The 23,375-nt window shown below is 37.8% G+C and carries 23 protein-coding genes and 1 pseudogene; 8 read left to right on the forward strand and 16 right to left on the reverse strand.

Annotated elements, in window-relative coordinates; all coding sequences use genetic code 11:
• Positions 1 to 232: 232 nt before the first annotated feature.
• The 9 genes and pseudogenes from EKL98_RS14460 to EKL98_RS14500 form a co-directional block, all read right to left on the reverse strand.
• Positions 233 to 388: pseudogene (locus tag EKL98_RS14460) on the reverse strand (GDP-L-fucose synthase); the annotation flags it as partial.
• A complete protein-coding gene (locus EKL98_RS17895; RefSeq protein WP_199740707.1) occupies positions 355 to 510 on the reverse strand; it encodes a hypothetical protein in 156 nt (51 codons plus the stop codon). The gene EKL98_RS17895 and the pseudogene EKL98_RS14460, both read right to left, overlap by 34 nt.
• A complete protein-coding gene (locus EKL98_RS14470) occupies positions 510 to 1,517 on the reverse strand; it encodes a mannose-1-phosphate guanylyltransferase (protein WP_126555354.1) in 1,008 nt (335 codons plus the stop codon). Before EKL98_RS14470 ends, EKL98_RS17895 begins: the two co-directional genes overlap by 1 nt.
• Positions 1,518 to 1,845: 328 nt before the next feature.
• A complete protein-coding gene (locus EKL98_RS14475) occupies positions 1,846 to 2,271 on the reverse strand; it encodes an adenylyltransferase/cytidyltransferase family protein (protein ID WP_126461356.1) in 426 nt (141 codons plus the stop codon).
• Between the two features lie 38 nt (positions 2,272 to 2,309).
• Complete coding sequence (locus EKL98_RS14480; protein WP_199740708.1) at positions 2,310 to 3,638, reverse strand: nucleotide sugar dehydrogenase; 1,329 nt, start codon at positions 3,636 to 3,638, stop codon at positions 2,310 to 2,312.
• 627 nt (positions 3,639 to 4,265) lie between these two features.
• Positions 4,266 to 5,135 (reverse strand): ABC transporter permease, encoded by an 870-nt coding sequence (locus EKL98_RS14485; protein ID WP_126562971.1) that lies wholly within the window; start codon positions 5,133 to 5,135, stop codon positions 4,266 to 4,268.
• 51 nt (positions 5,136 to 5,186) lie between these two features.
• Positions 5,187 to 5,408 carry a hypothetical protein gene (locus EKL98_RS18160; protein WP_126562972.1) on the reverse strand — a complete coding sequence of 74 codons (222 nt, stop codon included), beginning with the start codon at positions 5,406 to 5,408 and terminating at the stop codon, positions 5,187 to 5,189.
• A 188-nt stretch (positions 5,409 to 5,596) separates the two neighbouring features.
• Positions 5,597 to 6,349: a pirin family protein gene (locus tag EKL98_RS14495; protein ID WP_126562973.1), complete on the reverse strand. Its 753-nt coding sequence runs from the start codon at positions 6,347 to 6,349 to the stop codon at positions 5,597 to 5,599.
• 89 nt (positions 6,350 to 6,438) lie between these two features.
• Complete coding sequence (locus tag EKL98_RS14500; RefSeq protein ID WP_126562974.1) at positions 6,439 to 7,020, reverse strand: Crp/Fnr family transcriptional regulator; 582 nt, start codon at positions 7,018 to 7,020, stop codon at positions 6,439 to 6,441.
• 149 nt (positions 7,021 to 7,169) lie between these two features.
• Between EKL98_RS14500 and udk the strand changes: the two genes are divergently transcribed.
• From udk to scpA, 6 genes are all read left to right on the forward strand, one after another.
• Positions 7,170 to 7,778 (forward strand): uridine kinase, encoded by a 609-nt coding sequence (gene udk / locus EKL98_RS14505; protein ID WP_126461373.1) that lies wholly within the window; start codon positions 7,170 to 7,172, stop codon positions 7,776 to 7,778.
• Positions 7,779 to 7,920: 142 nt separating this feature from the next.
• On the forward strand, positions 7,921 to 8,241 hold the full coding sequence (locus EKL98_RS14510) for an FtsB family cell division protein (protein WP_126456033.1): 321 nt from the start codon (positions 7,921 to 7,923) through the stop codon (positions 8,239 to 8,241).
• Positions 8,242 to 8,368: 127 nt separating this feature from the next.
• Positions 8,369 to 9,733, forward strand: coding sequence for a methylmalonyl-CoA mutase subunit beta (locus EKL98_RS14515; RefSeq protein WP_126562975.1), 1,365 nt, complete (start codon positions 8,369 to 8,371; stop codon positions 9,731 to 9,733).
• Positions 9,734 to 9,800: 67 nt separating this feature from the next.
• Positions 9,801 to 10,034: a hypothetical protein gene (locus EKL98_RS14520; protein WP_126461382.1), complete on the forward strand. Its 234-nt coding sequence runs from the start codon at positions 9,801 to 9,803 to the stop codon at positions 10,032 to 10,034.
• Positions 10,024 to 10,320 carry a type II toxin-antitoxin system RelE/ParE family toxin gene (locus EKL98_RS14525; protein ID WP_126456040.1) on the forward strand — a complete coding sequence of 99 codons (297 nt, stop codon included), beginning with the start codon at positions 10,024 to 10,026 and terminating at the stop codon, positions 10,318 to 10,320. The genes EKL98_RS14520 and EKL98_RS14525 overlap by 11 nt, the downstream gene beginning before the upstream one ends.
• A 34-nt stretch (positions 10,321 to 10,354) precedes the next feature.
• Positions 10,355 to 12,493, forward strand: coding sequence for a methylmalonyl-CoA mutase (scpA, locus tag EKL98_RS14530; RefSeq protein WP_126562976.1), 2,139 nt, complete (start codon positions 10,355 to 10,357; stop codon positions 12,491 to 12,493).
• Between the two features lie 744 nt (positions 12,494 to 13,237).
• Here the strand turns inward: scpA and EKL98_RS14535 are convergent.
• From EKL98_RS14535 to dapF, 6 genes are all read right to left on the reverse strand, one after another.
• Entirely contained in the window at positions 13,238 to 13,879 is a 642-nt protein-coding gene (locus EKL98_RS14535; RefSeq protein ID WP_126562977.1) for a peptidoglycan-binding protein LysM, read from the reverse strand.
• A gap of 97 nt (positions 13,880 to 13,976) precedes the next feature.
• Complete coding sequence (locus EKL98_RS14540; protein ID WP_394343480.1) at positions 13,977 to 14,921, reverse strand: DUF2279 domain-containing protein; 945 nt, start codon at positions 14,919 to 14,921, stop codon at positions 13,977 to 13,979.
• On the reverse strand, positions 14,891 to 15,931 hold the full coding sequence (gene mltG, locus EKL98_RS14545) for an endolytic transglycosylase MltG (RefSeq protein WP_126562978.1): 1,041 nt from the start codon (positions 15,929 to 15,931) through the stop codon (positions 14,891 to 14,893). Before mltG ends, EKL98_RS14540 begins: the two co-directional genes overlap by 31 nt.
• A gap of 73 nt (positions 15,932 to 16,004) precedes the next feature.
• Positions 16,005 to 16,538: a GNAT family N-acetyltransferase gene (locus EKL98_RS14550; protein ID WP_126456048.1), complete on the reverse strand. Its 534-nt coding sequence runs from the start codon at positions 16,536 to 16,538 to the stop codon at positions 16,005 to 16,007.
• Positions 16,539 to 16,557: 19 nt separating this feature from the next.
• Positions 16,558 to 17,082, reverse strand: a complete 525-nt coding sequence (locus EKL98_RS14555; protein WP_126461395.1) for an ORF6N domain-containing protein — start codon at positions 17,080 to 17,082, stop codon at positions 16,558 to 16,560.
• 66 nt (positions 17,083 to 17,148) lie between these two features.
• Positions 17,149 to 17,931: a diaminopimelate epimerase gene (gene dapF, locus EKL98_RS14560; protein WP_126562979.1), complete on the reverse strand. Its 783-nt coding sequence runs from the start codon at positions 17,929 to 17,931 to the stop codon at positions 17,149 to 17,151.
• 225 nt (positions 17,932 to 18,156) lie between these two features.
• Here dapF and EKL98_RS14565 point away from each other — a divergent pair, with 225 nt between their 5' ends.
• Together EKL98_RS14565 and EKL98_RS14570 are read left to right on the forward strand one after the other, a co-directional pair.
• Positions 18,157 to 19,557, forward strand: a complete 1,401-nt coding sequence (locus EKL98_RS14565) for a trypsin-like peptidase domain-containing protein (RefSeq protein WP_126461401.1) — start codon at positions 18,157 to 18,159, stop codon at positions 19,555 to 19,557.
• A 160-nt stretch (positions 19,558 to 19,717) separates the two neighbouring features.
• Positions 19,718 to 21,166 (forward strand): glyceraldehyde-3-phosphate dehydrogenase, encoded by a 1,449-nt coding sequence (locus EKL98_RS14570; RefSeq protein ID WP_126562980.1) that lies wholly within the window; start codon positions 19,718 to 19,720, stop codon positions 21,164 to 21,166.
• A 465-nt stretch (positions 21,167 to 21,631) separates the two neighbouring features.
• Here the strand turns inward: EKL98_RS14570 and EKL98_RS14575 are convergent, their stop codons facing one another.
• A complete protein-coding gene (locus EKL98_RS14575) occupies positions 21,632 to 23,038 on the reverse strand; it encodes an APC family permease (protein ID WP_126456055.1) in 1,407 nt (468 codons plus the stop codon).
• Positions 23,039 to 23,375 lie beyond the last annotated feature (337 nt).

A 23,375-nucleotide genomic window follows, 5' to 3' on the forward strand; every position in this document is an offset into this window, starting at 1 on the left:
GGTTAATCGTTTACTATTTCGTTAACCGATTATACTTTTTTCTTTAAATGGTTAATGGGTTAAGTGTTTAACTGGTTCTGGTTAATTGGTTAATTGTTTACTATTTCGTTAACCGATTAACCCCTTCCTAACCGATTAAACTTTTCATAACCGATTAACCCTTTTTCTCATCGATTAACCCTTTCCTAACCGATTAAACGATTAATCTTTTCTTAACCGATTAAACTTTTCCCTACATCTTAACTTGCTTAAATGCATTTACATTCTCCAAAAACCAATTGTAGGTTCTCTGGATTCCTTCTTCCAGCTGCACCTGATGTTTCCATCCTAGTGCGTGCATCTTGGAGATGTCCATTAGTTTTCTGGGTGTACCGTCCAGTTTGCTGGTTCCAAGGGACCTGTGAGCAAGTATTCCTCTTTCAGGGGCTGTGGTGCCAATTTAGGATAGATGCACGAACTTCCCACCATTCCATTGTGTCCTACGATATATATTTTTGAGGCGGTGTCCATTACTGTAATAATTCCGGTTTTTCCTGTTCCAATGCATTGTATACATTCTTAACATCTTGAGAACTATTTTTTTGAAGAATCAAATTAGCAGTATCCGTATAGACGAAAATAGTGTTTTTCATTCCCACAAACGCCGTATAATTTGTATTGCCAATCACCATATTTCCATTGGGATCAACAGGATGTCCCGTTGCCACTAAATAGTCGTACACCGATTCGAAAGAACCCAAGTCCGACCATGAAAATTCAGACACGACCACTTTTATCTTTTTACTGCGCTCCATTACCGCATAATCAATACTGATGGATGGTATATCCATGGATAAAGCCAAATCTAGATTTCCATTGCTGTTGTTGTCCCATGCAATTTTAGATTTTTCATAGACTTCCGGATTATAGGTCTTTAATTCCTCCAGAAAAATGCCTGCTTTGAAACAAAACATCCCGCTGTTCCATAAAAAATTGCCTTTAGAGATAAATTCCCTCGCGGTAACTTGGTTTGGTTTTTCCCGGAAGGAAACCACATCCTCACCCTTGCGCTCAATATACCCGTATCCCGTTTCTGGTTTCGTCGGAATAATACCGAAAGTAACAATAAAACCGTTAGAAGCCTTTTCTACTGCTTCCTGAATCGCCTTATTATAGTGTTCCATATCGCCTATAATATGATCCGAGGGCGTCACGATTAAAATAGCCTCCGGATCAGAAGCTAGTGCAGCAAAAGCGATGGCTGCAGCCGTATTTCGCGGAGTAGATTCAACAATATCGATATATGGAGTATTGGATTTTTCTAGAACGTGCCGACTTAAATGACAGTTATCACTATTTCCCACAACCATAATCTGGTCCACCAAAGTACGATTGCGCTCCACGGTCATTGCAAATAACGATTTACCTTCAAATAAATCTAAATATTGTTTGGGTTGACTTTTGCGAGATAGCGGCCACAATCGGCTTCCCACTCCTCCGGTAAGGATTACATGTGTTACTGCAGGCTGTTTTTTCATAGTGTTTTTTGTGCAATTAGTGCTTATAAGTGATTTGACGCCTCGATTTGGGGTTTACAAAACAGCCTATTGGCGACTATTCTAATTATATTTTTATTTAGACAGGAATCAAATTAAATTCCCTTTTTTTCTTTCGCTTCTTTTTTAAAGTTTCGAGTTAATGACTTAAAAACTTAGTATGAAGACTACTAAACGCAAACTTCTTTGCTGTAATGACTTGAATACTTTAGAGTACAGTGAGAGGATGAAATGTTTGAATTTTAGAACATAAACACGCCCCTAACCTCTATAGCTCCACTTTTCACCACTCAGCATTCACTAAAAAACACTACTTCTCTTTCATCAGTTCTTTCTCTGTGACTTCTTTTCGCAAGCTGCTACTTGAAAAGCGATGGTCTCGTATATTAAAAAAAAGCACGATCCCTTTTTCTTCACAGTAGTTTCGTCCCGTAAAATTCTTGTCTTTATATTCATCTCCTACGATGCGGACATCAATTTTGAACGCACGTAAAATATCCTCCAGATCTTGCTCTGTTGCATAAGGAACTATTTCATCTACATGCTTACAGCCTTTGAGTTGAATATAGCGTTCAACCACAGATTGGGTAGGCCTGTTTTTTTCAGGACGATCGATAGTAGGATCTGTTTGCAGTCCCGCAATTAAATAGTCACACTGTCCTTTTGCTTCCTCTAACATTTTGATATGTCCGGCATGCAACAAATCAAAAGCACTGAATGTTATCCCTATTTTCATGTTTTCTACTATTATGGTTTGAGTCCGAACGGTACTATTTACAATCTCCCATCGACTGCATCCCCTAAAACTCCTTTTACATCATACAACACACTAGTTTCTTTTTGTAACTGTGACAAATCTATCGCTAAAAAGGCAGCATGCGCCACTCCTAACACAATGGCATCAAATTTATTATTGGGCACTGTAGCGGTTGTTTCTAATTGGTATTCGTGTTGTACTTCTGATGGGTTTGCCAAGGGATCATAAATGGTGATGACAATGCCATAATCCGCTAACGCAGTGATTACATCCACAATTTTGGTATTGCGCACGTCGGGACAGTTTTCTTTAAAGGTGATGCCCAGCATTAAAAGTGCCGCACCATTTATAGAAATGCCCTTTTTGATCATCAATTTTACAATTTGAGACGCTACATATTCTCCCATACTGTCATTTAGGCGTCTTCCTGCTAATATAATTTCAGGATGATATCCAAATTCTTGTGCGCGTTGTGCCAAATAATAGGGATCTACCCCAATACAATGTCCGCCCACTAATCCGGGTTTGAAAGGCAGAAAATTCCATTTGGTGCTCGCTGCTTCCAAAACGGCATGCGTATCAATATTCATTAAATTAAATATCTTGGCCAATTCGTTTACAAACGCTATATTGATATCGCGCTGTGAGTTTTCAATTACTTTGGCGGCTTCGGCCACTTTTATACAAGGAGCCAGATGTGTTCCTGCCGTAATAACAGATTGGTATAATTCATTCACTTTTATTCCGATCTCCGGCGTGGAACCAGAAGTCACTTTCAGAATTTTCTCGACCGTATGTTCTTTGTCTCCGGGATTAATTCGTTCCGGGGAATAGCCGGCAAAAAAATCAACATTGAATTTTAATCCTGAAAATTTTTCTAATACAGGCACACATTCTTCCTCAGTTACACCAGGATAAACAGTGGATTCGTAGATAACGATATCTCCTTTTTTTAAAACCTTTCCCACCGTTTCAGAAGATTTGTACAAAGGCGTTAAGTCTGGACGATTATTTTTGTCTACCGGAGTTGGCACCGTGATGATGTAATAATTGCAATCCGCAATAGCAGTGCTTTCTGAAGATACTATTAATCCGTTTGTAGCTGACGATTTTTCGACTGCGCTCTGCCTCTCGACTGCGCTCGAGGTGACAAAACTTGAGACTAATACCTTGCGTAATACTTCATCCGAAATCTCCAGTGTAGTATCCGTGCCTGATTGTAAGGATGCTACCCGAGAGGCATTGATATCAAATCCCACAACAGCATATTGAGTTGCAAATAATCGAGCCAATGGAAGTCCGACATACCCTAATCCAATTACCGCTATTTTTATACTTGAATTCATTTTTTTTTAAACAATTACAATTGAATTGTACATTTTAACCTACCGCTTCGCGACTTCAACTCACATTAATGAGCTGAAAAAGTCATAGATAATAGAGGCAAATATAACTAGAATATGTTGCCGTTTTATTTTTTATTTCTCCTCTGAAACACAAGAAAACATAAAAAAAGACACAAATAACTAGCAATCAATACAAACCATTTGCGAAATCCATTTAAACCCAGATGAAAAATCACCTAAATCAGTGACTAAAAAAGAAGCCCTACCAAACCGACTTTAACTATACCGTACCATACTATAAATGTATCGTCTTTTTGTTTTTTGATAAGAACGGATATTTCCTTTTGAACCAGTAAGGCATTACGGTTTGTTACCCTTAAAAACTTACTTTTATTCCCGTTGCGTGTAATTATACCAAACGTCAGTTCGAGTGCGAAGCGTATCGAGAACCGTTTTTAATTTAAAATTTTCTTGTTCTCGATACGATCCCGCCCAAAAGCAGGATCACTCGAACTGACGGAAAATTATCATCAAAAATTAATTATACCCAACAGCTTAACTTTCTTACTTTTCTTACTGGCTAAAAAATCAATCCTAAAATGAACCCTTTCATCAGGACCCTGTTCTTTACACTGTATCGATAAAACTTTTTTCGGTTCTGTTAAAAATCAAAACTCCCACTAAGAACACCAGTACCGTAATCAAAAAGGTATATCCCAATCCCAAAACAGATATGTGTCCAACATCCAGCAGCATGTATCGTGTCGTTTCGATCACATACGCCAAGGGATTGTAGGTTATCAGCCAGCCGTAATCCGGCAATTTTTCTTTGATGAGTGCCATTGGGTACATCACGGCGGACAAATACATCAATAATTGCACTCCAAAACCAACCAAATTACTAAAATCTCGGTATTTAGTGACTAAGGAAGAGATAAACATTCCCAGTCCCAATCCTAAAACTCCCATCATAACGATCAGTAGTGGAAAAAACAAAGTCGCTGTATTCATCCCTATGGCAGCTCCTTGGGTATAATAATAGCCGTAAAAACAAATGAATATAAAAAATTGAATTCCAAACTTCAATAAGTTGGAAACAACAATAGACAGCGGTACAATAATGCGAGGGAAATATACTTTCCCAAAGATACCTGCATTACTGCCAAAGGTATTCGAGGTACCATTGAGACAGGCCGTGAAGTAATTCCAAACGGTAATCCCGGCCAAATTAAACAAAAAAGGCGGCACGGTTCCGGTATTGATGCCCGCAACATTATTGAAAATAATAGTAAAAGTAATGGAGGTAAACAGCGGTTGTATAAGGTACCAAAGTGGCCCTAAAACCGTTTGCTTATAGACGGTCACCACATCCCTTTTTACAAAAAGCAGCAGCAAATCTCTATACTGCCACACTTCCTTCAGGTTAAGGGAGAAAAATTTATTTTTAGGTGTTATTTCAAACAGCCAAGTGGTGTTTTTTTGTTCGGAATGGTTCATTGGTTCATGCTAAAATGCTACTTTTTGTTGTTCTTTCCGTGCGAAAAAAGCTCAATTTTCTACTGCTAAACTCAATTGAATTCTTACGAAGCAAATATAAATAATTTGCATTAAGTATTGTTTAAAAAACAACTTGTTCACATAATTCTTTTTTGCTGCGTCAGAATCGTGCGGAACAGTAGCGCCACTTAAATGGTTCTCCAGAAACACTTTCTTTGCTTGCGAATCCTGCAACACACCCGCGCCATTCCATGCAGGAACGGCATTTATCAATCGGATTACGGTGGTGGCAATTTATTGACTGGAAACATTCGTGAACATCATGTGTAATTATACCAAACGTCAGTTCGAGTGCGAAGCGTATCGAGAACCGTTTTTAATTCAAAATTTTCTTGTTCTCGATACGATCCCGCCCAAAATCGGGATCACTCGAACTGACGAGTATGATCATCAAAAATCAATTACAATTGCATGGGTACTTCCATCAACAGGATTTCGGCACTAGCGGAATTAGCGGTAATTTTAATAGCATTGGTGTCCCAGATTCCTACTCCGTCTCGCTCGTTTAAAGCAATGTTTCCTATGGCAAAATCGCCTTTCAAAACAAAAGCGTAGATTCCGTTTCCGGGTTTTTTTAATGCATACGTGGCAGCAAAATTCTCGTCGAATTTCCCTATATGAAACCACGCATCTTGATGAATCCAGACACCTTCATCCTCAGGATTTGGGGATAGAATTTGTTGGAGCTTATTGTGACGGTCGTTCAAATCTAAAGTAACTTGATCATAACGAGGCGTTACATTTTTTTTATTTGGATAAATCCAAATCTGCAAAAATTTAACCAGCTGGTCTTTATTTTTATTGTATTCGCTGTGAAAAATTCCGGTACCGGCACTCATGGCCTGAATATCCCCTTCCTTGATTACGGTAGTATTGCCCATACTGTCATGGTGTTCTAAATCGCCTTCGAGCGGAATAGAAATGATTTCCATATTGTCATGCGGATGTTTCCCAAAACCCATCCCCTGATTGACTCTGTCATCATTGAGCACGCGCAATACGCCAAAATTCATTCGCTCCGGATTTTGATAATTCGCAAAACTAAACGTATGATAGGATTCCAGCCAACCGTGATTGGCATGACCCCGCGTGTTTCCTTTGTGCAAAACAAAATGCGTAAGTACTCCTTCTGTATTTTTATCTGTATTTTCCATTGTTCTATTCTTTAAAATATAATGCAAAGGTGCGTCAAAAAAAAGGCATTTGCATTGAACCAGGACAAGAAATTAAAAATTATGAGACCTTAAAGTTTTGTCATTTTGGCTCTCACTTTACTTAAAAACTCAGCCGAAATCCCTAGATAAGAAGCAATGTAATGCTGGGCAACGCGCTGCGATAGTGTGGGATACTGTTCCAGAAACTCTATGTATTTTTGGGTCGCTGTTTTAGAAATAGTATGAAACAAACGGTCTTGCGTAACGGCCAGACTGCGCTGCATCAGGATGCGGAACGCGCGTTCAAACTTTGGTGCTTTGGCAAATAATTCTTCTTTTGCTTCCGGGCTGAACAGCAAAAAATCACAATCTTCCAATGTTTCGATATACACACGGCTTGGTGCATCTTCGTATATACTAAAAGAAATATCGCTCACCCACGAATTCTCAAGGGCAAATTGCAGAATAACTTCAAAACCATTGTCGTCAATATAATATTTCCGGACACAACCTTTGATGACAAAAGCTTCAAAATGGCACATTTCGCCTTCCTGAAGTAAAACCGTTTTCTTAGCAACGGTTTTATATTCCAGCAAAGAATTGAAAATTTCTAATTCTTTGGGTTCAAAAGTGACATAACGACTTATGTTTTTATTAATTTGGGAATACAATAGTTTCTCGTTTAGAATTTAAAGATAGCTAAATACCCTTAAAAAATGACTCGTAAATATATTAAATTAGCAAGATTTCCTCAAAAAACAAAATCTGCTCTCGATTAAATTCCTATTTTTGTTCCAATAAAAACATAATAAAAAAATTTATGCTCATTATAGGAATTGCAGGTGGTACAGGAAGCGGAAAAACAACCGTTGTACATCAGATTATGAATGAATTACCACAGACAGAAGTTGGTATTATTTCACAAGATTCATATTACAAAGAAAATCACGGACTCTCCTTTGATGAAAGAGCATTGATCAATTTTGATCATCCCCGAGCCATTGATTTTGAGTTGCTAGTGGCCCACCTCAAAGAATTAAAGGAAGGAAATAACATTCACCAACCCGTTTATTCCTTTGTAACCCACAACCGGTCTGACGATACCGTTTTTACTCATCCCAGAAAAGTGATGATTGTAGAAGGAATTTTAATCTTGGCCAATCCCGAATTAAGAGAATTATTTGATGTAAAAATATACGTTCATGCCGATTCTGACGAACGATTAATCCGACGCATGAAACGCGATATAATGGAACGTGGCCGTGACATGAATGAAGTCCTTAACAGATACCAAACCACATTAAAGCCAATGCACGAGCAGTTCATTGAACCAACCAAGGCATTTGCGGACATCATTATTCCAAATGACAAATACAACACAGTAGCCATTGATGTGGTGCGCGCAGTAATAAATCAAAAAATTCTGTGATTTAGTTGTAATTTTAACAGAATAAGTATTAGGAGATATTTCCCGCTTTCCGTTGCAATCTTTTAGTAGGTGAATCTTCCTTCGTCAGTATCACCTACTAAAAGGATTTCCACTATAATCGGGGCTAAAAAAAATAAAAAAAATGACAAATCCATATAAAGACAAACCTTGGTTTAAATTCCTGAGCAACAAATATGTCTGGGTCCTGTTGTTCTTTTCGTCTTGGATGATTTTTCTGGACAACTATTCGTATTTTGATCATCGCATTTTAGACAAACAAATTGAAGATCTGGAAGACAATGCAGAATATTACAAAGACGAAATAAAAAAAGACAAAGAGAATATCAAACAATTAAATAATTCCGAACAAATAGAAAAATACGCCCGAGAAAAATACTATATGAAAAAAGATAGTGAAGACATTTACATCATCGAATTTGAAGGCGACACGATTCAAAAATAAAATCCCATTCCCAACCATTCCCAAAGGGAAGAGAGTGTACAATTTATAGTAATTATTAAAAACAGAACACCAAGTTTCGGTTCCCTCTCCTATGACGAGGACTGGAGTGAGGAAAATGACTAACAAAATGGATACAAACCTTTTCGATGATTTCAACCCCATTTCCTCCAAACAATGGAAACAAAAAATCCAATTTGAACTCAATGGAGCGGATTACAATGAAACCGTAGTTTGGAATTCTCCGGAAGACATTCAGGTAAAACCTTTTTACCACAAAGAGGAGTTTACAAAAGTATTCCCCGTTTCCACAAAAGCAACAGAATTTAGAATTTGCCAAAATATATTTGTCTACGACCTTGAAAAATCAATAGAACGGGCATTAGACACATTGAATCGCGGGGCAGACAGCCTGCGCTTTACAATAGAAAACGAATCAATTAACGTTACCGATCTATTGGAAAAATTGCCTTTAGAGAACGTTACCGTTTATTTTAACCTGGGATTTATTTCAATCGATTTCGTCAAAAAAATTGATGTTTTCGCCAAGAAAAGCAACACTGTAATTTTCTGTAATCTGGATCCTATAGGACAATTAGCCAAAGATGGAAACTGGTTTACAACGAAAGAAAAAAGCAATTTTGACACCCTGAATTTGCTTTCGGCAGCAACAACATCGGTATCGCTACTTAGTATCAACGCTGCGTTGTATCAAAATGCCGGTGCCACTATGGTACAGCAAATTGCTTATAGTGTGGGACAAGCCAATGAGTATTTCAATAGAATTGACGCCATAAATACACCTATTGTTTTTGAAGTGGCCGTAGGAACAAATTACTTTTTTGAAATTGCAAAACTACGAGCGTTGCGCTTGCTTTTTAATCTGATTGCCAAGGAATACAACCATACTTTAGCGTGCAACATCATCGTTTCGCCTACCAAACGTAACAAAACATTATACGATTACAATATAAATATGTTGCGTACCACAACTGAATGTATGAGTGCCATTATTGGAGGAGCGGATGCTATTGCCAATTTACCTTATGATGCTTTGTACCACAAAGACAACGAATTTGGCGACCGCATAGCGAGAAACCAATTGTTGATCCTCAAAAATGAAAGTTATTTTGACAAAGTCAACAATCCGGCAGACGGCAGTTATTATATCGAAAACCTAACCAATCAAATAGCGGAAAAAGCATTGGCTTTATTCAAAGACATAGAGGCAAATGGCGGTTTCCTGAAACAACTTAATGACGGAATCATCAAAAGAAAAATTCAGGAAAGTGCGGATACCGCGCAGGAACTATTTGATTCTGGGAAAGAAATTTTATTGGGAACAAACAAACATCCTAACAAACAGGATAAAATGAAACACGATTTAGAATTGTTTCCTTTTGTAAAAGTCAAACCAAGAAAAACCTTGATTACACCCATAATCGAAAAACGTCTGGCAGAAAAAACGGAACAGGAACGATTGGATCTTGAATAGTAAGCCCGACGCTGTTATTTAATACCATTGGAAAAGAGTATATTTACTTTGCTAAAAACATAAAATAATGGAACCCATAAGACAAATCGTTAAGGTGAAAAATCACAAAATAAGCATCACACTGCCGAATGATTTTAATGCTGATGAAGTTGAAGTGATTATTCTTCCAAAGTCGAATACTTTAGAAATCCCTCAATGGCAAATGGACCAAGTTAGAGAAAGAACTGAGAAATATCTTAAGAATCCATCTTCAGCTCAAGATATTGATGATTTTCTAAAAGATATTGACGGTGGGTTATAAAATTGTAATTGTAGAGGAAGCTAAACTTGATTTCAAAACAGCTTTGGATTGGTACAAAGGCATTCACCCTAAATTGGGCGATACGTTCTCCAATTCGTTCAAGGAAAGTTTAAAAATAATTAAGTCAAATCCATTACTTTTTCAAATAAGATATGATAAGACCAGAGTAGCTTTAATTGAAAATTTTCCATACTTAATTCATTTCAACAGCTACGAGAACATAATTGTCATTACAGCTATTTTTCATACTTCAAGAAATACTGAAATATGGACTGAAAGGAATTAAAATTTCAAAAAACTATAATCTTTGTACTAAACAAATGAAAAGAAAAGATTTACAACACATACAATTAAAAAGTACAGCGCTAAAAGTCGAGCATGAAAATGCTGTGTCTGATGCATTTCTAACTGCAGAAGGAATAGAAGTAAAACCTACGTATTCAGAACAAGATATTAAGAATCTTACTCATCTTGATTTTGGGGCTGGTTTTGCTCCCAATTTACGCGGCCCATACACCACAATGTACGTCCGCCGACCATGGACGGTGCGTCAATATGCCGGATTTTCAACTGCCGAAGAAAGCAATGCTTTTTACAGGAGGAATCTGGCTGCGGGTCAAAAAGGACTATCCATTGCTTTTGATTTACCCACACACCGCGGCTATGATTCCGATCATGAGCGCGTAGTGGGCGATGTGGGGAAAGCAGGAGTTGCCATTGACTCCGTGGAAGACATGAAAGTATTATTCGACCAAATTCCGCTTAATGAAATGTCCGTTTCTATGACAATGAATGGCGCTGTTTTACCTATTATGGCTTTCTATATTGTCGCCGCCGAAGAACAAGGCGTAGCACCCGAGTTGCTTTCCGGTACAATACAAAATGATATTCTCAAAGAGTTCATGGTCCGTAATACCTATATTTATCCGCCAACGCCTTCGATGAAAATCATTGCTGATATTTTTGAATTTACCAGCAAAAAAATGCCCAAATTCAACTCGATTTCCATTTCTGGCTACCACATGCAAGAAGCGGGAGCCACGGCTGATATTGAACTGGCGTACACGCTGGCCGATGGATTGGAATACATCAGAACTGGATTAGCAACCGGAATGAAAATTGATGAATTCGCCCCACGACTGTCCTTTTTCTGGGCGATTGGAATGAACCATTTTATGGAAATTGCCAAAATGCGAGCAGGAAGAATGATCTGGGCAAAATTAGTAAAGCAATTTGAACCAAAAGACGATAAATCATTAGCGTTACGAACCCATTGTCAAACTTCGGGATGGAGTTTAACCGAGCAAGATCCCTTTAACAATGTGGCAAGAACCTGTATTGAAGCAGCAGCAGCAGCTTTTGGAGGCACACAATCTTTGCATACCAACGCCTTAGATGAAGCAATTGCGTTACCAACAGATTTCTCGGCCAGAATTGCCAGAAACACACAACTTTATTTACAAGACGAAACTAAAATTACCAAAACGGTTGATCCTTGGGCAGGTAGTTATTATGTAGAAAGTCTGACAAATGAAATTGCTGAAAGTGCCTGGAAACTCATTCAAGAGGTAGAAGAACTGGGCGGTATGACCAAAGCTATTGAATCCGGAATTCCGAAACTTAGAATCGAGGAAGCAGCAGCCAGAAAACAAGCGAGAATAGACAGCGGGCAGGATATTATTGTGGGCGTTAACAAATATAGATTAGAAAAAGAAGACCCTTTACAGATTTTGGATGTGGACAATCAAATGGTCCGCAAGCAACAATTGGAACAATTAGACCGAATCAAAGCGACCAGAGCTACTGAAAAAGTGCAGGAATCGCTGAAAAAATTAATCCTTTGTGCGCAAACTGGTGAAGGAAATTTACTGGAAATAGCGGTTGAAGCCGCTCGAAACAGAACTACGCTGGGAGAAATCAGCGATGCGCTGGAAACAGTTTTTGGAAGATACAAAGCACAAATTAAATCCTTTAGCGGTGTGTATAGCAAAGAAATAAAAGACGACAAAAGCTTTGAAAAAGCAAAACAACTGGCAGATGAATTTGCAAAGAAAGAAGGACGTCGCCCTAGAATCATGATTGCCAAAATGGGACAAGATGGTCACGATCGTGGCGCTAAAGTGGTGGCTACCGGGTATGCTGATGTAGGTTTTGATGTTGACATTGGCCCCCTTTTTCAAACACCAGCCGAAGCGGCCAAACAAGCGATAGAGAATGATGTGCACATCCTGGGAGTTTCCTCACTGGCGGCAGGACACAAAACGCTGGTACCACAAGTTATTGCAGAACTTAAAAAATACGATCGAGAAGATATTATGGTCGTGGTAGGTGGCGTAATTCCGGCACAAGATTATCAGTTTCTATTTGATGCCGGTGCGGTTGCCGTTTTTGGCCCTGGCACAAAAATCAGTGAAGCGGCTATTAAGATATTAGACATTTTAATGGACAGTTTCGACTAAAACCACAGCCTATTATTTTGACTCAAAATTTAAGAACATCAATCGAAAGACTGGTGTTTTTTGTTTTAAATCAGATGCCTATCCGCTAAACGGACTACGTTTACAAAACAGAACTATTTCTAAAAAAGTTAGCTATGAATTACACTAATTTTTACCATTTTTTTTAAAATAAGTAATAACCATGGTATAATGTCGTATTTTAAAATCAAGATAAAATTATGTAACAATATGATTTAAAGCTGTTTTACTTAAAGTTAATTCTTTTGACTTTACGACTTTTAAACTTTCGACTTACTTATTGATAAACATTAAATTAAATATTTAAAAAAATAACACGTCTTACCTTTAGTCATTTATTACAAGTAACCCGTTGGGGGTAATTAGTTTTTGATGGGAATTTTCGTCAGTTCGAGTGATCCCGCTTTTAGGCGGGATTATATCGAGAACTAGAAAATTAGTATTAAAAACGGTTCTCGATACACGTCACTTCGAGTGCGAAGCGTATCGAGAAGCTTTGTTCCGTTTTACTCCACAAAAACACTTATTATTTTGCTTCTTTTAAGCATTGCAATCGTATCAAATGTTCAAGAAACGGAGAAAGCAAAAATCAAAAATAGAAGGAAACCATCAATTTGGTGGTGCGTCCCAATAGAGAAATCCTTAAGGCTAAATAATTCGACTATGGGATAAAAGAAAAGAGGCCGTCAAATAATGACAGCCTCTTTTTTTAGAATAAAAAAGGAATTAAATGTTTTTTGCCTTTGCATTATTATCCGCAATAATACACGAAGTATCATACCCGCCAAACATTTTCATATAGCTTTTTATAGAACTACCATAAGCGTCTCTAAAATTTCGTTTTCCTTTATTTTTAAAATATTTTTTTACAGAGCCTGCTCCGCCAAGGTGAGCTGCCGCTAATATCCCGGATTCGGTAACGAATATTCCGTTTAATATAGTGCCTTCGTATTTTTCAATTTCTCTTTTCAGCTCCCATTTGTTTTTCGCCAGTAGCGCTAGAAATGCTTTTTCCTGTAATTCAGGACTATTCAAAAAGGCAGACCGATTATAGACTCCAACCGATTTAAGTGTCTCAATACCAAACTGATATTTTCCCATATATCCGAGGGAGTTCACTTTTTTGTATTTACTTTCGGATTCTCTATATCCAATAGCTTCTTTAAAACCGATAAAGAAATTTCCGGTAAAAGGAATGTTTAATTTGGTGTATTCATTTTGTTCTTCAGAAGGAAATAAGTAGTGTGCTCCCTCATCTTCATTAATAAGAAACCAAGGACTGGTTTCTAGGTTAAACGGTTTAAAACCTGAGCTTAAAAAAACTGTAATCACAGTCAGACCTGTGTAAAAAGACCACTTCTTAATCATAAATTGTTTTTCTTCAAAACGCTGTCCCGTTAAGAAATTTCTATGCGCAAAGATACAACAAAAATAACAAGTCTGATAATCAAGTAGTTAAACTTTTTTAAAAATAAATTAAGTGGTATTTTATATCGTTAAAACGCACGAATTCAATTGTAGGTGCCGGAATTTTAACCGTGTTCAGAACGGAAAAAACAGTCTTTAAAAAATGGGACTGCGTCTTTATTTTCGTCAGATCAACATCAATACTCAAATAAAACTGTCGGAATCTTTGTGGATTTGTGGTTGAAAAAGCGTTATTATCGCTATTTCCGGTCAGCATTCCTTCGGCTCCGTAACCCAAAGCTACATTTAGCCATTTTGGAATCTTGGAGCATTTTGCAAAAGAGTGCAAATTAACAGAAAGCCAATAGGTTTGACCATTATAGTCTTTTAAAATTTGCTCTGTAAAAGAACTGCCCAAAACTTCCGGTCTGTAATTGGCATATTGGGTGGTATGAAAAGAGAATTTAGGGGTAATACGCTGTTCATTCCAGATTAATTCCTGAGAAACGTATAAAGCTGTCCCGGAAGCATTGGCAATTATATCGCCATAGGAGGCACCCCACGCAGCAGAATATCCATCCAGAACCTCAACGGCGGTAAGAAATGCAAAGCCCAAGCCGGCTCCGTATAGTAGCTGATTTTTTTTAGAAGCCCCACTCCACTGCAGCATTTGGGCACCAAGACGTCCCAGATGATACGAAGAAAATACATGCCCAGATTTGTCCATCTGTAGCCAATCAGTATTGTCATTTATAAAATGAAAATCAGATTTGGGATAATCAGCGTACCAAAGTTGGTTTAAACCGATCAGCGTTCCTGCGGTCAAAGCACCTTCAGCAACAAACACCCCTTTTTGCTTTTTCCTATTCAAAGAATCGGAGGGTTTAAAAAAAGATTCCGCACGCTCTTGGGCAAATACAGTTTGGAAACCCACTAAAAATAAAAATAAAATCCCTTTTTTTAATCCCAAAACTATCTTTTTACGCCTTGGCTGTTGATCCAATCCGAATATTTTTTGGCGTTTTTATTGTGTTCCGTTAATGTGGCAGCAAACTCATGGTATCCAAAACGTTCCACGCTGGCACAAAAATAAATAAAATTGTTTTTCTCAGGATCCAAAACCGCTTCCATGGCTGTAATATCAGGCATAGCGATAGGTCCAGGAGGCAGTCCTACATTCATATAGGTATTATACGGATGTGCCATTGTCAAATCTTTGTAGAAAACCCTTTTGATAACCTGATCAAAATCGTTTGCTTTTTTCTTTATCGCAAATATTACCGTTGGATCTGCCTGCAATGGCATTCCCGTTCGCAACCGATTGAGATACACGCCGGCTATTCTTGGTCTCTCGTCTTTTTTTACGGATTCTTTGTGAACAATTGAAGCCAGAATAGTCGCTTCGATGGAAGTAAGTCCCTGTTTTTGCGCTTTGGCAACTCTTTCCTTGTTCCAAAAATTACGGTATTCCTTAATCATTTTATCACGGAACTTTTCAGCGGTAGTGTTCCAATAAATCTCGTATGTATTTGGAATAAACAGTACCAAAACAGTCTCTTCATTGAACCCGTTTTCTTTCAAGAAAATAGAATCTTTGAAGGAAGTCAGTAATGACAAGCTATCCGCTTCAATTTGTGAACCTACACGCCCGGCTAAATTCTCAATACGTTCCTGATTATTAAAAGCCAACTTTACTGCTGAATTAAGACGCAATGTTTTTACCAGTTCATAACTGTTCATTCCCTTTTTGAATAAAAAACGCCCCGGAATTACATTATCAGAATAGCCTCGTTTATTGGCCACCATCTCAAAACGATCCAAGTTTTCGACATACGGAGCAATTATTTTTTTGACCTCTTCGTAATTGGAATCCGTTGGCACGTACACGTACACTTCGTTCTCTGAGAATTTGGTGTTAGAAGAAAAAATTTGGCGCAAAATAACCAATCCGTATAGCATCAGTATTCCTATTAAAACAACAGCGGTAATGGTAATAATTTTCTTTAAATTCATATATGGTATTTTTATTGGAAAAGTAGTATTTTTAACTTTAGTTTGAAATTATGATGAATTAAAACTACATTTTTTAAAATTTAGTATTGATCAATTGAAAAACAGCTTCGTCTTTATAAATACCATTCACAAAAGTCCACTCCTTTTTGACTCCTGTCATTTTGAATCCAAATTTAGTAAAAAGCGCTTTACTAGCTTCATTTTCGGTTCCAATATTTGCATATAACTGGTGTAAATTTAGATTATAAAAAGCATATTCAATTAATAATTCCAAAGCTTCGGAACCAATATTCTGTTTTCGATTTTTGCTTTTTTGAATGACAATACCTACTCCCGCCCTGTTATTCTTTGGATCAAAATCAAATAAATCGATCAAACCCAAGGCCGGGAAATCCTGATCCTGACAAATAGCCAATCGCAATTGCTTGGCTTCATAAATATCCTGATGGGCATTTTCTAAATATTGCTTGACTAAAAACCGGCTGAATGGCGTATGCGTATTGCTGACTTCCCAAATGCTCTGGTCGTTTTCTATGGCATATACAAACTCCAGATCATTGGGTTCTAATGCCCGAATGTAGATATTGTCTCCTTTTAATGTTTTCATTTTAAAATTAAGATTTTACTTAATTATTTTTATACCCTATTTTTTTTCTAGGTTCGGTATTATCTTTTTTGTCAATTAGTTCATCAAGATAATTAAACACAAGTTCTATATTTTTAGTATGATTGGAGAGTTTCTTTTTAATTTCTTCAATTTCTAATTTCATACTCATAGTATCGGTAAGCATCGCTCTTATTTTTGTGAAAACACGTATAATTTGAATATTTACTTTTATAGCAGTAGTGCTGTTAAGTACACTTGACAACATTGCGACACCTTGTTCTGTGAATGCCATAGGCATATACCTTGTTCCTCCCCAACTTGAGGTGCCAATTTGGCTCCTCAAATTATCGAATTCTAACTGATTAAGTTCAAACATAAAATCTTCTGGAAAGCGTTCTATGTTCCTACGAACCTGCCGCTTGAGTTGTTTGTTTTCTACCGCATAAAGTTCCGACAAATCTTTATCTAACATAACTTTTTGATCTCTTATCAAATAAATTTTACTGCTGATAATATCATCCGGAATCATAATTGCTTTAACCATATTTTCTACTTTGTTCGTGAAAATTATTTTTTAACTGAATAAAAATTAAATCCTTTAGCTTCCTAATTAAATAATAATTGTTCCTTTAAACACAAACTCTGCTGGTCCCTTCAGAAAAACATTAGTGAATTTTCCTTCTCCTTTATCAAAAGAAACGACTAATTTTCCACCTTCTACATTTAAATCGATCGAAGTAGCATTTGTTTTTCCAATAACGTTCATTGCAATTGCTACTGCTGTTGCGCCTGTTCCGCAAGAAAGTGTTTCATCCTCTACGCCTCTTTCATACGTTCGCATAGAGAAAGTGGCCTGGTCAATTTGTTTGACAAAATTGATGTTACTTCCTGCTTTCCCGTACAAATCTCCGTATCGAATAGCAGCTCCGTTTTCCTTGATATTGTAATTTTCCAGATCGTCTACCAGTTGTACATGATGCGGCGATCCCGTATTTAGAAACACATGATCTGTACTGACTTTTACGGCATCAACATCAATCATTTGTAATGATACCAATCCGTCATCGCCAATTGTGGCGTGATGCAAACCATCTGTGGCTATGAAAGTAGCTTTATTCTCAATTACCTGCAGCTTTTTGGCGAAAGCCACTAAACAGCGTCCACCATTGCCACACATGGAACTTTGGTTTCCATCGGAATTGTAATAAACCATTTTGAAATCGGTTACAGGATCATTTTCTAATAAAATAAGACCATCGCCACCTATCCCAAAACGTCTGTCGCACAAGTGCGCAATGTGTTGTGTATTCTCTTTTGGGAAAAAATTCAAACGATTATCAATCAGGACAAAATCATTTCCTGTTCCTTGGTATTTATAAAATTGTAGTTGCATTTTAATTTCTATTGTGTGCTACAAAAGTACGAACTATTAATGAAATGTTAATCATTGTTAAAGAGCGTTAAACTGTATTTTAGGAAGCTATTTTATTTTTAATTTTACAAGTAAATATCTTAATAAACGAATTTAATTATGAAATCGCCATGACAGAAGCTGTCGCAAACACCAATGAAGATCTGGCGATACCATATTCCTATAAAAAACAAATATTATCTACATATGAAAAAAATTTCAACTCTTTTTTTGGTTTCGTTGTTGAGTGGGGGAGTCACACTTGGCGCTTACAAATTATTATTTGATACCAATGGGTATTTTTCCAGTGAAAAAAATGCCTTGGTAACAGCTGCATCTGATTCGTATGAAACGAAAGTCGGACTGTCTCCCGAGATTCTTGATTTTACCGAGGCTGCAGAAAAAACAATTCATACGGTGGTACACGTAAAAAACGTCTCCCGCAGAACGATTACCAATCCTATTTTAGAATATTTTTATGGGTATAAAGGCGGACAATCCCAGGAACAAGTAGGAACGGGTTCCGGAGTAATCATTTCTGAGGACGGTTATATAGTGACCAATAATCACGTCATCAAAGGCGCATCAGAAATTGAAATCACCTTAAACAACAAAAAATCATACATGGCAAAACTTATTGGAACCGACTCTAAAATGGATATTGCCTTGTTGAAAATTGATGCGAATGAAAAATTACCGTATACTGTTTTTGCCAATTCTGATTCGGTGAAAGTGGGTGAATGGGTTTTGGCAGTTGGAAATCCGTATAATTTAACCTCTACGGTAACAGCCGGAATTGTTTCGGCGAAAGCCAGAGATTTAGGCACCAGCGGAATTCAGTCTTTCATACAAACAGATGCTGCGGTAAACCCCGGAAACAGTGGTGGTGCCTTAGTGAACACGCGTGGTGAACTGATCGGAATCAACACGATGATTTCCTCCATGACCGGTTCTTATGTAGGCTATTCGTTTGCGGTTCCTTCCAATATTGCCCGAAAAATCATTGAGGATCTCATGGAATACGGGAATGTACAACGCGGAATTCTTGGGGTTGAAGGAGGCGAACTAAATAGCATGACTTCTAAAGAACTGGGAATCAATCAAACACAAGGCTTTTACATTAATAAAGTTACCAAAAATTCAGGAGCTGAAAAATCAGGACTTGAAAAAGGAGATGTCATCATCAAATTAGACGAACTAAAGGTGGCTACTTTTGCGGATCTTTCCGGATACATCAATACGAAAAGACCCAATGACAAAATACAGGTTACCTATATCAGAGATGGAAAAACAAGAGTAGCTCCTGTAGTGCTTAGCAAAAATGAATTTTTCAGCGCCGAGTTTAAAGGCATCGAATTAGAAAATATTGAGGCTGCTGACAAGCAGAAATTCAAAATCGATTATGGCGTGCGAATCAAATCCATAAGCAGTCAAAATCTGAAGCAATACGAAGACGAGCTGGTGGGAAATATTATCTTGAGTATTGACAATGTCAAAGCTACGGATGTTGCAACGGTATCCCAACTTTTAAGTAAAAAAGAGGAAAACCAAACCATACGCATCGAAATGATTACTAAAAAGGGAGAAGTCATGCGTGTAATTCTCTAGCGCATTCTTGTTTAAAAAAAAAACAAAGCCATCTTGATATTTCAGGGTGGCTTTTTTATTTTTAAAATAAATCCAAAAATAGCTTACGAAATCGATTGAAATGGGTATTTTTGCGCCAAATTTAAAAAATACAATCCTTTATTTTCATTAAATTTTTAACATGGCAACTACAACTTTATACGAAAAGGAAGTTTCTTTTCAAGCCGACAGGCGACGTGCAGGAGTAAAACTGATTAAAATTATCAGCGATTTATGGTATGATAAATCCATTGAGATGGTTTTATTTAGAAACCCGCTAATCGACAGGAATGTTAGTGATATTATCAACCTGCATGAATATGCGGCTGAATTTGTAGGCAAACCCATTTCAGTATTTGATTCGGTTAAAATTGCAAAAGCGATTTTAGAATTGAATTTACCGCCTGCAAAATTAGACATTGGAAAACTGACGTACGAATATGGTTTAGAAGAAGATACATATCCTGACGCCAAGTATTTTGTCATTGACAAATTAAAAAATGCCAAAAACTCAGAGGAGATTCAACCAAAAGATGTGGTGCTGTATGGTTTTGGTCGCATTGGTCGTTTATTAGCCAGAGAATTAATGTCGAAAACCGGAAAAGGAAGTCAATTGCGATTGCGTGCCATCGTAACACGCGATAAAAATGATGCTAATTCTCTTGAAAAAAGAGCTTCTTTATTGCGTTACGATTCGATTCATGGTGATTTTCAAGGCTCCGTAACGGCTGATCCTGAAAATAATGCTTTGATTATCAACGGAACCACTGTACACATTATTACGGCAAACGGACCTGAAGAAATTGATTATACGCTTTTTGGAATTGATAATGCATTGGTTATTGACAACACGGGTGCTTTTACCACACACGAAGCACTAAGCTGCCATTTGGTTTCCAAAGGTGTGGAAAAAGTATTACTTACCGCTCCAGGAAAAGGAGTTCCTAATATTGTTCATGGCGTAAACCACAACGAATACAACCCGGATGAAATCAATATCTTTTCGGCGGCATCGTGCACTACGAACGCTATCACGCCAATCTTGAAAGCTGTTGAGGATACTTTGGGCGTTGTCAAAGGACATCTGGAGACCATCCATGCATACACAAACGACCAGAATCTTGTGGACAACATGCACAAAAAATACCGTCGTGGAAGAGCCGCCGCTTTGAATATGGTGATTACCGAAACGGGTGCCGGAAGTGCTGTTGCAAAAGCATTGCCTTCATTAGAGGGAAAATTAACGTCGAATGCCATTCGGGTACCCGTTCCTAATGGCTCTTTGGTCGTCTTGAATCTGGAAGTATCCAGAGAAACATCGCTGTTAGAAATCAATGCTATCATGAAAAAATATGCATTGGAAGGCGAATTAGTCGAGCAAATCAAATATTCGATGAATAACGAATTGGTTTCATCGGATATCGTCGGCACATCGCAGCCTGCCATTTATGACAGCAACGCCACCATTGTTTCAAAAGACGGAAAAAATATTGTGTTGTACATTTGGTACGACAACGAATACGGCTACAGCCATCAAGTCATTAGATTGGCTAAATACATTGCCAAAGTAAGGCGTTTTACGTATTACTAGCCTGCCGTTTACAGGTTGTGGATTTGCGATTGTAATTTTTTTTTAGTTTTAGTTTTAGTCCCCTTAGTTTTAAATTTGGAACAACCGCAACCCAGCCTGAATTCAATAGAAAATCTGTCCCGTTAGGAAAAACGAGACGGATTTTTTTGTTTCTATTACACCGAATTGGCACGCTGATGACGCGGATTTTTTATGTGTGTTAATTTGTCATTACTGTGTTGAATTGGCACGCAGATGACACGGATTTTAGCAGATTTTTTATGTGTGTTAATTTGTCATTACTGTATTGAATTGGTACGCTGATGACGCGGATTTTAGCGGATTTATGTGTGTTAATTTGTCATTACTGTGTTGAATTGGTACGCTGATGACGCGGATTTTAGCAGATTTTTACTGATTTTTTAAAAAGTCTTATTTGAAAATTCGATTTAACATCCGCAAATTCATAACTCATAATTAAAAAAACTATTCCTTAGCTTTTGTCAAATAATACACCGGAATACCAATCAGCATAATCAAAACACCCCAACCGCTTGTACTGGTTTTGGTATACAACAAGGCTATACAAATTGCTGTCGCGATAATTAGATACAGTGCCGGTAAAAATGGATATCCAAAAGCTTTATACGGTCTTTCGGCATCTGGCATTTTCTTGCGCAGAATAAATATTCCGAGAATAGTCAGAATATAAAATATCAAAACGATGATAACCACAAAATCCAATAAATCCCCATATTTCCCTGTCAAACACAACGCCGAAGCCCAGATACACTGCGCCCAGATAGACCAAGCCGGAACGCTGGCATGATTCAATTCAGCAGCTTTCTTGAAGAAAACACCATCTTGCGCCATCGTATAATACACTCTGGCACCGGCCATAATCAATCCGTTGTTACAGGCAAAAGTCGAAATCATAATCATCACCGCGATTATTAATGTTCCCACCGAACCAAAAATACGTTGCGAAGCCACAACAGCCACACGATCTGATTCGGCCGTAGCAATTTCATACAAAGGCACAACAGCCAAGTACATCAAGTTAGCCAAAATATAAATCACACTCACGATTAAGGTTCCTAAAAACAAACTCAATCCCACGTTGCGTTTTGGATTTTTTATTTCTCCAGCTATAAAAGTTACTCCTTCCCAAGCCACACTAGAGAACATTGAACCCACTAGTGCTGCCGAAATTCCTGATATCAACGCCGTTCCGCTAATAGGCAACCACGAACCCGTTTCCACATTCAGGGCTTGTGACGTCCAGACATTGTTCCAGTTCGCGTCCCAAACTTCTGCTTTGGCAGCCATAAAACCAAAAATAATCAAACCTGCCAACGACAGAATTTTGATAACCGTCAGAACCGTCTGTAAAATCTTAGAGTTTTTTACCCCACGGCTGTTGATGTAACTCAACAAAATTATCGTGAAAATAGACACAATCTGGGCGGCATTGAGTTTAAAATCCCCTATCTCATATAAAATATTCTTATCACTTAAAGGCGCGTATAAATAGGCGGCAAATTTAGCAAAAGCCACACCCACGGCAGCAATGGTACCGGTTTGAATAACCGCAAAGAAACTCCAACCGTACAAAAAACCCACCAGTTTCCCGTAGGCTTCCTTGATGTACACATACTGCCCGCCCGCTTTAGGAAACATCGCGCTCAACTCACCATAACTCACGGCAGCAATCACGGTAATCGTTCCTGTAAGCACCCACATGGCAATCAACCAACCCGCAGAACCCAGCTGTCGCACCATATCCGAGCTCACAATAAATATCCCGGAACCTATCATAGAACCCACCACAAGCATGGTTCCGTCGAGTAATCCTAATTCTCTTTTAAAATCGTCTGGTTTATGGTCTTCCATGTTTTTTTGGGTTTTGGGTTTTGGGTTTTGGGTTTTGGGTTTTGGGTTTTTAATTGGCTAAAGATATACTTTTTTTGGAAATTTCATAAAAAGGACAGAGAAAGTGACAACAAAGTGAATCGTGAAAAGTGAGTGGTGAGTGGTCAAGATTGAAGTTGTTCCTTTGGGCGTGACCCTGCACCAGCTTAGTCGTTCCTCCTCGCCACTTTGGGTCGGGCGGTACGCTGTATCTTTATTTTCTTAAAGAAAGAAAATAAAGGATGCCGCTTCCCTCCCTCACGCAAACCGCACTAACTATAACGTTTGTTTTTTTGTATAAAAACTGTAAGAAAATTTT

It is taken from the genome of Flavobacterium bomense (genome assembly GCF_003970355.1).

What these genes read in the sequence shown, in the direction of transcription:
- EKL98_RS17895 (WP_199740707.1), bottom strand. Translation starts at nt 510, where the DNA reads ATGGACACCGCCTCAAAAATATATATCGTAGGACACAATGGAATGGTG.
- EKL98_RS14470 (WP_126555354.1), bottom strand. Translation starts at nt 1,517, where the DNA reads ATGAAAAAACAGCCTGCAGTAACACATGTAATCCTTACCGGAGGAGTG.
- EKL98_RS14475 (WP_126461356.1), bottom strand. Translation starts at nt 2,271, where the DNA reads ATGAAAATAGGGATAACATTCAGTGCTTTTGATTTGTTGCATGCCGGA.
- EKL98_RS14480 (WP_199740708.1), bottom strand. Translation starts at nt 3,638, where the DNA reads ATGAATTCAAGTATAAAAATAGCGGTAATTGGATTAGGGTATGTCGGA.
- EKL98_RS14485 (WP_126562971.1), bottom strand. Translation starts at nt 5,135, where the DNA reads ATGAACCATTCCGAACAAAAAAACACCACTTGGCTGTTTGAAATAACA.
- EKL98_RS14495 (WP_126562973.1), bottom strand. Translation starts at nt 6,349, where the DNA reads ATGGAAAATACAGATAAAAATACAGAAGGAGTACTTACGCATTTTGTT.
- udk (WP_126461373.1), top strand. Translation starts at nt 7,170, where the DNA reads ATGCTCATTATAGGAATTGCAGGTGGTACAGGAAGCGGAAAAACAACC.
- EKL98_RS14510 (WP_126456033.1), top strand. Translation starts at nt 7,921, where the DNA reads ATGACAAATCCATATAAAGACAAACCTTGGTTTAAATTCCTGAGCAAC.
- EKL98_RS14515 (WP_126562975.1), top strand. Translation starts at nt 8,369, where the DNA reads ATGGATACAAACCTTTTCGATGATTTCAACCCCATTTCCTCCAAACAA.
- EKL98_RS14520 (WP_126461382.1), top strand. Translation starts at nt 9,801, where the DNA reads ATGGAACCCATAAGACAAATCGTTAAGGTGAAAAATCACAAAATAAGC.
- scpA (WP_126562976.1), top strand. Translation starts at nt 10,355, where the DNA reads ATGAAAAGAAAAGATTTACAACACATACAATTAAAAAGTACAGCGCTA.
- EKL98_RS14535 (WP_126562977.1), bottom strand. Translation starts at nt 13,879, where the DNA reads ATGATTAAGAAGTGGTCTTTTTACACAGGTCTGACTGTGATTACAGTT.
- mltG (WP_126562978.1), bottom strand. Translation starts at nt 15,931, where the DNA reads ATGAATTTAAAGAAAATTATTACCATTACCGCTGTTGTTTTAATAGGA.
- EKL98_RS14550 (WP_126456048.1), bottom strand. Translation starts at nt 16,538, where the DNA reads ATGAAAACATTAAAAGGAGACAATATCTACATTCGGGCATTAGAACCC.
- EKL98_RS14555 (WP_126461395.1), bottom strand. Translation starts at nt 17,082, where the DNA reads ATGGTTAAAGCAATTATGATTCCGGATGATATTATCAGCAGTAAAATT.
- dapF (WP_126562979.1), bottom strand. Translation starts at nt 17,931, where the DNA reads ATGCAACTACAATTTTATAAATACCAAGGAACAGGAAATGATTTTGTC.
- EKL98_RS14565 (WP_126461401.1), top strand. Translation starts at nt 18,157, where the DNA reads ATGAAAAAAATTTCAACTCTTTTTTTGGTTTCGTTGTTGAGTGGGGGA.
- EKL98_RS14570 (WP_126562980.1), top strand. Translation starts at nt 19,718, where the DNA reads ATGGCAACTACAACTTTATACGAAAAGGAAGTTTCTTTTCAAGCCGAC.
- EKL98_RS14575 (WP_126456055.1), bottom strand. Translation starts at nt 23,038, where the DNA reads ATGGAAGACCATAAACCAGACGATTTTAAAAGAGAATTAGGATTACTC.